Origin of the sequence: Phenylobacterium sp., assembly GCF_020253645.1 — a bacterium.
Lineage (GTDB): Bacteria > Pseudomonadota > Alphaproteobacteria > Caulobacterales > Caulobacteraceae > Phenylobacterium.
The window spans coordinates 1-9112 of record NZ_JADCBG010000041.1; the positions used below are offsets into that span (position 1 = coordinate 1).

Annotated in this window: 14 protein-coding genes; all 14 read left to right on the plus strand. The window is 65.6% G+C overall.

Annotated features, from left to right (window positions below; translation table 11 throughout):
• The coding region (gene rpsH / locus INE98_RS03330) for a 30S ribosomal protein S8 (protein WP_293536564.1) at positions 1-225 on the plus strand (225 nt) is incomplete at its 5' end.
• Between the two features lies 1 nt (position 226).
• On the plus strand, positions 227-760 hold the full coding sequence (gene rplF, locus INE98_RS03335; protein ID WP_293536566.1) for a 50S ribosomal protein L6: 534 nt from the start codon (positions 227-229) through the stop codon (positions 758-760).
• A gap of 3 nt (positions 761-763) precedes the next feature.
• Positions 764-1120 carry a 50S ribosomal protein L18 gene (gene rplR / locus INE98_RS03340; protein WP_293536568.1) on the plus strand — a complete coding sequence of 119 codons (357 nt, stop codon included), beginning with the start codon at positions 764-766 and terminating at the stop codon, positions 1118-1120.
• 9 nt (positions 1121-1129) lie between these two features.
• Positions 1130-1732 carry a 30S ribosomal protein S5 gene (gene rpsE, locus INE98_RS03345; RefSeq protein WP_293536570.1) on the plus strand — a complete coding sequence of 201 codons (603 nt, stop codon included), beginning with the start codon at positions 1130-1132 and terminating at the stop codon, positions 1730-1732.
• A complete protein-coding gene (rpmD, locus tag INE98_RS03350; RefSeq protein ID WP_293536571.1) occupies positions 1729-1914 on the plus strand; it encodes a 50S ribosomal protein L30 in 186 nt (61 codons plus the stop codon). Before rpsE ends, rpmD begins: the two co-directional genes overlap by 4 nt.
• 88 nt (positions 1915-2002) lie before the next feature.
• Positions 2003-2515, plus strand: coding sequence for a 50S ribosomal protein L15 (gene rplO / locus INE98_RS03355; RefSeq protein WP_293536573.1), 513 nt, complete (start codon positions 2003-2005; stop codon positions 2513-2515).
• A gap of 79 nt (positions 2516-2594) precedes the next feature.
• Positions 2595-3944, plus strand: coding sequence for a preprotein translocase subunit SecY (gene secY, locus INE98_RS03360; protein ID WP_293536575.1), 1350 nt, complete (start codon positions 2595-2597; stop codon positions 3942-3944).
• Positions 3945-3999: 55 nt separating this feature from the next.
• Positions 4000-4566 (plus strand): adenylate kinase, encoded by a 567-nt coding sequence (locus INE98_RS03365; protein ID WP_293536577.1) that lies wholly within the window; start codon positions 4000-4002, stop codon positions 4564-4566.
• A gap of 314 nt (positions 4567-4880) precedes the next feature.
• Positions 4881-5249, plus strand: coding sequence for a 30S ribosomal protein S13 (rpsM, locus tag INE98_RS03370; protein WP_293536579.1), 369 nt, complete (start codon positions 4881-4883; stop codon positions 5247-5249).
• Between the two features lie 12 nt (positions 5250-5261).
• Positions 5262-5651: a 30S ribosomal protein S11 gene (gene rpsK, locus INE98_RS03375; RefSeq protein ID WP_293516134.1), complete on the plus strand. Its 390-nt coding sequence runs from the start codon at positions 5262-5264 to the stop codon at positions 5649-5651.
• 79 nt (positions 5652-5730) lie between these two features.
• Positions 5731-6747, plus strand: coding sequence for a DNA-directed RNA polymerase subunit alpha (locus INE98_RS03380; RefSeq protein WP_293536581.1), 1017 nt, complete (start codon positions 5731-5733; stop codon positions 6745-6747).
• Between the two features lie 47 nt (positions 6748-6794).
• The gene (rplQ, locus tag INE98_RS03385; RefSeq protein WP_293536583.1) at positions 6795-7211 is read left to right on the plus strand and encodes a 50S ribosomal protein L17; all 417 of its coding nucleotides are present in this window, start codon (positions 6795-6797) and stop codon (positions 7209-7211) included.
• A gap of 116 nt (positions 7212-7327) precedes the next feature.
• Positions 7328-8623: a TCR/Tet family MFS transporter gene (locus tag INE98_RS03390; protein WP_293536585.1), complete on the plus strand. Its 1296-nt coding sequence runs from the start codon at positions 7328-7330 to the stop codon at positions 8621-8623.
• Between the two features lie 69 nt (positions 8624-8692).
• Positions 8693-9112, plus strand: a 420-nt coding sequence (locus INE98_RS03395) for a trypsin-like peptidase domain-containing protein (protein WP_293536587.1), incomplete at its 3' end; no start/stop codon positions are given.

Consider the following 9112-nt stretch of genomic DNA (forward strand, 5'->3'; position numbering starts at 1 on the left):
CCCGAGTTCGAGATCGAGCTGAAGTACTTCGACGGCCGCCCTGTGATCGTCGAGATCCGGCGGATCTCGAAGCCTGGTCGCCGGGTCTACTCGTCCATCGCGGACCTGAAGCCGATCAAGAACGGCCTGGGCATCTCGGTCCTGTCGACGCCCAAGGGCGTCATGTCCGACGCGGCGGCGCGTGACGCCAACGTGGGCGGCGAAGTCCTGCTGCGGGTGTACTGACATGTCCCGGATTGGAAAGAAGGCGGTTCCCACGCCTGCAGGCGTCACGGCGAGCATCGAGGGGCAGACCCTTACGGTGAAGGGCCCGAAGGGTCAGCTGTCCTGGACGCTGCCGGAAGAGATCGAGCTTCGTCAGGAAGGTGCAGATCTCGTCGTGGCCAAGCGCGTGGAGTCCACCCGCGCCCAGGCCATGTGGGGCCTCTCGCGCACCCTGGTGAACAACATGGTCGTCGGCGTCTCCGCCGGCTACGAGCAGACGCTCGAGCTGGTCGGCGTGGGTTACCGGGCCCAGATGAAGGGCGAAGCCCTGAGCATGCAGCTCGGATTCAGCCACGAGGTTGATGTCCCGCCGCCCGAGGGGATCGCCTTCGCGGTTCCCAAACAGACCGAAATCAGGATCAGCGGCATCGATAAGCAGGCGGTCGGCGAAATCGCCGCACGCATTCGTCGGATCCGCCCGCCGGAGCCCTACAAGGGCAAGGGCGTTCGCTATCTCGGCGAGAAGGTCCGTCGCAAGGAAGGCAAGAAGAAGTAGGCCATGGCTGTCTCCACTCGTGACTCCGCCAAGCGGCGCGCAGAGCGCACCCGCATCCGGCTCCGCAAGCTCGCCAACGGGCGGCCCCGGCTGTCCGTGTTCCGGTCTTCCAAGAACATCTACGCCCAGGTCATCGATGACGAGCGGGGCGTGACGCTCGCCTCGGCCTCGACCCTCGAGGGTGATGCGCCCCAGAAGGGTTCGGACAAGGCCGCAGCGGCCCGGATCGGCGCCCTGGTGGCGCAGCGCGCCCTGGAGAAGGGCGTGAAGGATGTCGTCTTCGATCGGGGCGGCTACATTTATCACGGCCGGGTCAAGGCCCTCGCCGACGCCGCGCGTGACGCCGGCCTGAACTTCTAGGGGTAGCTGATGGCTCGTGGAAACGAACAGCGTGGCGAAGGCGGACAACGCCGCGGCCGGGACCGGGGCGCCCCCGTCGAGGAGCGCGCCGAATCCGACATCGTCGAGAAGCTGGTTCACATCAATCGCGTCGCCGCCACCGTGAAGGGTGGCCGTCGCTTCTCGTTCGCCGCCCTGATGGTGGTCGGCGACCAGAAGGGCCGCGTCGGCTTCGGCCATGGCAAGGCCCGCGAGGTCCCGGAGGCCATCCGCAAGGCCACGGAAGAAGCGAAGAAGACCATGATCCGCGTGCCGCTCCGCGAGAGCCGCACCCTGCACCATGACGGCGCCGGCCGCTGGGGCGCGGGCAAGGTGATGGTGCGGTCTGCGCCTCCCGGTACGGGCGTCATCGCCGGCGGCCCTATGCGTGCGGTCCTCGAAACCCTCGGCGTCCAGGACGTCGTGGGCAAGTCGGTCGGCTCGTCCAACCCCTACAACATGGTGCGCGCGACCTTCGAAGCGCTGAAGGCTCAGTCCTCACCTCGCCAGATCGCCTCCAAGCGGGGCAAGAAGGTTGGGGAGGTCATCGGTCGCCGGACTGACAGCGCCTCGGCCACCGCCGACGGAGAATGAGCATGTCCAAGGTCACCGTTCGTCAGATCGCGAGCCCCATCCGCCGCAAGAAGGACCAGCGGGCCACCCTGGTCGGCTTGGGCCTGAACCGGATCGGGCGTGTGTCGACCCTCGATGACACGCCTTCGGTCCGCGGAATGATCGCCAAGGTCCACCACCTCGTCGAGGTGGTCGCCAACTGACCGCTATCGCGCGGCGTCGCCCGCGGCCGGTCCCATCACAGCCGAGTCGGGCCTTCGCCCGGCGACAGATCTCAGGAGAGAGGCGCCCATGATCAAGCTCAACGAACTCACCCCCCGGCCCGGGTCGGTCAAGGGCCGCATGCGTGTGGGACGTGGCCCAGGCTCTGGCAAGGGCAAGACTGCGGGCCGAGGCGTCAAGGGCCAGAAGTCGCGCACCGGGGTTTCCATCGCCGGCTTCGAGGGCGGCCAGATGCCGCTTCACATGCGTATGCCGAAGCGTGGCTTCAACAATCCCTTCGCCCTGCAATTCGCCGAAGTGAATCTCTGGCGGCTTCAGCAGGCGGTGACGGCCGGCAAGCTCGACCCTAAGGTCCCGGTGGACGCAGCGGTTCTTGTGGCCGCCGGAGTGATCCGTCGCCCGCTGGACGGGGTCAAGCTTCTCGGGAAGGGCGAGATCACGGCCGCCCTGAACCTGACCGTTTACAGCGCCTCTGCGGCGGCGAAGGCGGCGGTGGAGAAGGCTGGCGGCGCCGTCACCACGACCGCCCCAGTGGAAACCGGGGAGCCCAAGGGCAAGCTTCAGAAGAAGAACCGCGCCTGAGGCGCGGCCGCGGTCCGGCATGGGCTGACAGTCCGTCCGCCGCATCCTATCTAGGATCGTTGACCTTTGAGGGCGTCCCATGGCTTCGGCCGCTGAGCAGTTAGCCGCCAACCTGAACTTCGGCGCCTTCCAGAAGGCGACCGAGCTTCATCAGCGGATCATGTGCACCCTCATGGTCCTGGTGGTCTATCGGCTCGGGACCTATCTGCCGATCCCGGGTATCGACGCCGAGGCCTTCGCGGCGGCCTTCGCGGGCCAGTCACAGGGCATCCTCGGGATGTTCAACCTGTTCTCCGGCGGCGCCGTGGAGCGGATGGCCGTCTTCGCGCTGAACGTCGGACCCTATATCTCGGCCTCGATCATCGTCCAGCTTCTGGGGGCGGTCTATCCGCCGTGGGAGAAGTTGCGGAAGGAAGGCGGCGAGGCCGGCCGCAAGACCCTGAACCAGTACACCCGATACCTGACGGTGGCCCTGGCCATTGTTCAGGCGGCGGCCATCGCGGCCAGTCTGCAGGCCAGTCCCGGACTGGTGCTCAATCCGGGTCCGATCTTCACCCTTTCGACCATCGTCACCCTGACCGGCGGCACCATGCTGCTGATGTGGATGGGTGAGCAGATCACCAGCCGGGGGGTCGGGAACGGCGTCTCGCTCATCATCTTCGCCGGGATCGTGGCGGGTCTGCCCACCGGCCTGGTTCAACTTCTGACCGTCATGCGGACAGGCCAGATGTCGAGCTTTGGCGGGGTGATGATCCTGCTGCTGGCGGTCGCGGTGATCTTCGCCATCGTCTTCATGGAGCGCTCCCAGAGGCGCATCCTCGTGCAGTACCCCAAGCGGCAGCAGGGGAACCGCATGTTTGGCGGGGAGAGTTCATTCCTGCCCCTGAAGGTGAACACCGCCGGGGTCATCCCGCCGATCTTTGCGTCCTCGCTCCTGTTGCTTCCGGCGACAGCGATGGGCTTCCTGGCGACCGCAAACCTGCCCCAGGGGCTGCAGTGGCTGCCCGGAGCCGTCGCCCAGCTCCAGCACGGCCAGCCCGTCTTCATGGTTTTCTACGGGGCCCTGATCGTCTTTTTCTGCTTCTTCTACACCTCCATCGTCTTCAATCCCGATGAGACCGCGGAGAACCTCAGGAAGTACGGCGGCTTCATTCCAGGCATCTCGCCGGGAAAGAAAACCGCGACCTATCTGGATTACGTACTCACCCGGCTGACGGTCATAGGCGCGGCCTATATCACCGTGGTGTGCCTCCTTCCCGAGGCCCTGATCGCCTTCTACAAGGCGCCATTCTATCTGGGCGGGACATCGATCCTGATCGTCGTCAGCGTCACGATGGACACTGTCACCCAAATCCAGTCTCATCTTCTTTCCCACCAGTATGAGGGCCTGATCCGCAAGTCGCGTTTGCGGGGTGGGCGCGAGCGGTAGGCGGAACACGCATACAGCGACCCGGCGCAGGGTCGGATGACGGGGAGCGGCGCTTATGAACCTGATCCTTTTCGGCCCCCCTGCTGCGGGAAAGGGCACCCAGGCCCGGCGCCTGGTCGAGCTGCGCAAGATGGTCCAGCTCTCCACCGGCGACATGCTGCGTGCGGCCATTTCGTCCGGATCCGAGCTCGGGAAGCGGGTCGAGGGCGTGATGCAGCGCGGCGAGCTGGTGACCGACGAGATCGTGATCGCGCTGATCGAGGAGCGGCTTCCAGAGGCCGAAGCCGCCGGCGGAGCGATCTATGATGGCTTTCCCCGCACCCTGGCCCAGGCCGAAGCCCTCGACCGGATGCTGCAGGGCAGGGGAACCGGTGTCGACCTGGTTTTGCGTTTGAAGGTCGATGATGAGGCGCTGATGAGGCGGATCGCGGGGCGCTTTGCCGAGTCCGGCCGTCCCGACGACAATCCGGACAGCTTCAAGGTGCGGCTGGACGCCTACAACGCCCAGACCGCTCCCCTGGTTCCCTACTACCTGGCCGCCGGCAAACTCGTCGAGGTCGACGGAATGGGAAGCGTGGACGAGGTCGCGGCCGCCATCGACAAGGTCCTGGCCGGGCGCTGACGCTTGCGGCGGAGAGTCGGAGCCGGCGAGGCGCGGCGACGTGACCCGTCCATCCTCTGTCGATCAATCGTCGGGACCCGCCCCGCTGACGGATCTACAGCGTGGCGCCCCTTCAGGGGGCATCCGGGCGTGATGACCCTGGGCGAGCAAACCTGCTGGTTCCCGCTGTCGAAAAATGGTCCGAACGCCATTGACGCAGAGGGATCTATTCCATACACGAGGCGCTTCCGCGAAACGCGCGAGAGACGTTCTGGCCTATTCACCCGGTCAGGGCGACCCTCGCGCATCTTTGCGTGACTAGGAGAGCACCCCACGTGGCCCGTATCGCCGGCGTAAACATCCCCACGAACAAGCGCGTTGTGATCGCGCTTCAATACATCCATGGCATCGGCCAGGCTAAGGCCGCCGAGATCGTGCGCAAGGTCGGAATCGAGGACTCCCGCCGCGTCAATCAGTTGAGCGACGCTGAGGTGCTCCAGATCCGCGAGACCATCGACCGGGACTACACGGTTGAGGGTGACCTGCGCAGGGACACCGCCGTCAACATAAAGCGGCTGATGGACCTGGCCTGCTACCGCGGCCTTCGTCACCGCAAGGGTCTGCCTGTCCGCGGCCAGCGCACCCACACCAACGCCCGCACCCGCAAGGGTCCGGCCAAGCCGATCGCCGGCAAGAAGAAGTAAGAGACAAAAGCGATGGCCAAGGAACCGGCGCGCGTAAAGCGGCGCGAACGCAAGAACATCACCTCCGGCGTGGCGCATGTGAACGCCTCGTTCAACAACACGATGATCACCATCACGGATGCTCAGGGGAACGCGATTTCCTGGTCGTCCGCTGGCATGATGGGTTTCAAGGGGTCCCGGAAGTCGACGCCCTATGCCGCCCAGATGGCGGCCGAGGACGCTGGCCGGAAGGCGGCGGAGCACGGTGTGAAGACGCTGGAAGTCAACGTCTCCGGGCCGGGTTCCGGTCGCGAGTCGGCCCTTCGCGCCCTCCAGGCGGTCGGAATGACGATCACGACCATCCGTGATGTGACCCCGATCCCGCACAACGGGTGCCGCCCGCCAAAGCGGCGTCGGGTCTGACGCCGAGAATACCGCACTTTTCCTTCGCCGGTCCGCGCCTATCGCGTCCGGCGAGCCTGCGTTCGAGGGACATTCATCCGTGATTGAAAGAAACTGGAACGAACTGATCCGTCCGGAGAAGCCCGCCATCGAGCTGGGAGCAGACCCTTCGCGCAAGGCGCGGCTGGTTGCCGAGCCGCTTGAGCGGGGCTTCGGCGTGACTCTTGGAAACAGCCTTCGCCGGGTGCTGCTGTCGTCGCTTCAGGGCGCCGCGGTGACGGCCGTGCAGATCGACGGCGTCGTCCATGAGTTCTCGTCTCTGGAAGGCGTTCGGGAGGACGTGGTCGACATCGTCCTGAACATCAAGCAGCTGGGTCTTCGGATGCATGCCGAGGGCGTTCGCCGCATGACCCTGCGGGCCCAGGGGCCAGGGCCGGTGACAGCCAGCCAGATCGAGACCGGCGCGGACATCGAGATCCTGAACCCGGATCACGTCCTTTGTACGCTGGACGAGGGCGCCAGCGTCCGGATGGAGTTCACGGTCCAGAACGGAAAGGGTTACGTGCCCGCCGAGATGAACCGTCCCGAGGATGCGCCGATCGGTCTGATCGCTGTCGACAGCCTCTATTCGCCGGTCAAGCGCGTCGCCTACCGCGTGGAGCCGACCCGCCAGGGCCAGAGCCTGGACTACGACAAGCTGATCATCGAGGTTGAGACCAACGGCGCGGTCTCTCCGGTGGACGCTGTCGCCTATGCGGCGCGTATCCTTCAGGATCAGCTGCAGCTCTTCATCACCTTCGAGGAGCCCAAGAAGAAGTCGGATGGGGACTCCAAGCCCGAACTCCCGTTCAACCCGGCTCTCCTCAAGAAGGTCGACGAACTCGAATTGTCTGTCCGCTCGGCGAACTGCCTGAAGAACGACAACATCGTCTACATCGGCGACCTGATCCAGAAGACCGAGGCGGAAATGCTGCGGACTCCGAACTTCGGTCGGAAGTCGCTGAACGAGATCAAGGAGGTTCTGGCTGGCATGAACCTGCATCTCGGCATGGACGTGCCCAACTGGCCGCCCGAGAACATCGAAGAGTTGGCCAAGAAGTTCGAAGACCAGATGTAAGCCTGCGGCGCGTCGAGAGACGTCCCGCACCCCGAGGAGAGACCACCATGCGCCACGGACACGCGCACCGCAAACTCGGTCGGACGAGCGCCCACCGCGCCGCCATGTTCGCCAACATGGCCGCCAGCCTGATTAAGCACGAGCAGATCGTGACGACCCTGCCGAAGGCCAAGGAACTGCGGCCTGTGGTGGAAAAGCTGGTCACTCTCGCCAAGCGCGGCGACCTGCATGCGCGCCGCCTGGCGATCAGCCAGATTCGCGATGTCGAGCAGGTGGGAAAGCTCTTCCAGACCCTGGGCCCCAGGTATGCGGACCGCCGCGGCGGCTACACCCGGGTGCTCAAGGCCGGCTTCCGGTATGGAGACAACGCCCCCATGGCGGTCATCGAGTTCGTCGATCGCGACCCGAGTGAAAAGGGCAAGGATTCAGGCCCCGTGCAGACGTCGGCCTTCGCGGACGCCTGACGCCTTTTCCAGCGCCTCTGAGGTGATGCGACCCCGGCCTTGCGCCGGGGTCTTCGTTTCCGGCGTTGAGTTCCCGGGCGTGCAGGGTCAAGGTCCGCGGGAGGGGGCTGCGTGCAATGAACATCTCAGACGGGGCGTCTTCCCGGCGCAAGGCGGCCTTTGGGTTCATCTTCGCCTCCGCACTGCTGAACGCCGTCTCCTTTGGCATCACCATTCCTGTCCTGCCTGCCCTCATCAAGGAGTTCGCAGGAGGAGATACAGCGTCTGCTGCTGAGTGGATTATGGTCTTCGGGGCCGTATGGGGCCTGATGCAGTTCATCTTCGGGCCAATTCTGGGCGTGCTATCCGACCGCATAGGCCGCCGCCCTGTTCTGTTGATCTCCTTTCTGGGCCTGGCCTTCGACTTTCTCTTCCTTGTCTTCGCGCCGAGCCTGATGTGGCTCTTCCTGGCGAGGATCGTGAACGGCATGACCGCCGCCAGCTTCTCGACGGCAAACGCCTATGTCGCCGATGTGACCCCGCCGGAGCAGAGGGCCCGCTACTTCGGCTTCATGGGCGCCTCCTTCGGCTTCGGCTTCCTGATCGGACCCGTTCTGGGGGGGCTTCTGGCGGGTCCCTTCATGGTATCTCTCGTCGGCGATTTTGCGATCCGCCTTCCGTTCGCCGTCGCCGGCGTGCTCGCGCTTCTCAACTTCCTGTACGGGCTCTTCGTGCTTCCAGAGTCTCTTCCCCCGGAGAAGCGCTCGCCGACCTTCGACTGGCGAAGGGCCAACCCGGTGGGCGCCCTTCGGTTCCTCAAGGAGGAGGGCAGGCTGATCGGGCTGGCGAGCGTGGGGTTCCTCTTCCAGATCGCCCACAATGTGCTGCCCGCCGTCTTCGTGCTCTACACCGGTTATCGCTATGGCTGGGACATCCAGACCATCAGCCTGACCATGTTCCTGACGGGCGCCCTGGGGATCTTCATGCAGACGGTCGTTGTGGGTCCGGTTGTCCGGCGGGTGGGAGAGCGCGGCGCCCTGCTGATCGGATGTGCCGGCGCGGCCCTTGGATTCCTCGCCTACGGTCTTGCCCCCACCGGGCTCCTCTACCTAGCTGCGGCGCCGCTCTTTGCTCTGAGCAATCTCTTGAGCCCCGGCCTTCAAGGCCTGATGACCCGCAGGGTCGGCCCGGAGGCGCAGGGGCGCCTGCAAGGGGCCAACCAGAGCTTGACCGGGATCGCCACCATCATCGGCCCCTTCCTGTTCGGGGGAAGCTTCGCCTACGCCTTGACGCATGAGTCGCTGTCCGCGTGGCCCGGGCTTCCAATTCTGATCGCCTCGGGGCTGATGTTCGCGGCATTCGGGGTCGCCTGCCGTTACGGGCGTCCTGTTCCCGCCTCACCGGTCGCTGCACCCTCGCCGGGCGGCGGCTGAAAGCCGGCCAGCCCCGCCTTGATTGCGCCGAAAAGCTGGGGGATCAGAGGCCTTCATGCGAGGATTCCCATGCGCCTGAACCGTCTTCTCGTTCCCTTTCTCGCGGTCCTTGCAGCGTGTTCCGGGCCCACCAGCCGCTCGGAGGCGCAGCCGCCGCCCCTCGCCCAGCCCACCCGGGCCGCGCCTTCAGACGCCCTCAACATGAAGGCTTCCTTCGCCCCGGTGGTGAGGCGGGCGGCGCCGGCGGTGGTGAATATCTCGGCCAAGCGCGTGGTCCGCCAGCAGGTGGATCCCTTCTGGCAGATGTTCGGCATGGGGGTCCCGCCCAGCCGCGTGGAGGGCTCCCTGGGGTCCGGTGTGATCGTCCGGGCCGACGGGATCATCATCACCAACAACCACGTCGTCGAGGGGGGGCGGGAGATCACCGTGGCCCTGTCGGACCGGCGGGAATTCCCGGCGCGGGTGCTGCTGGTGGATCCGCGGGGCGAC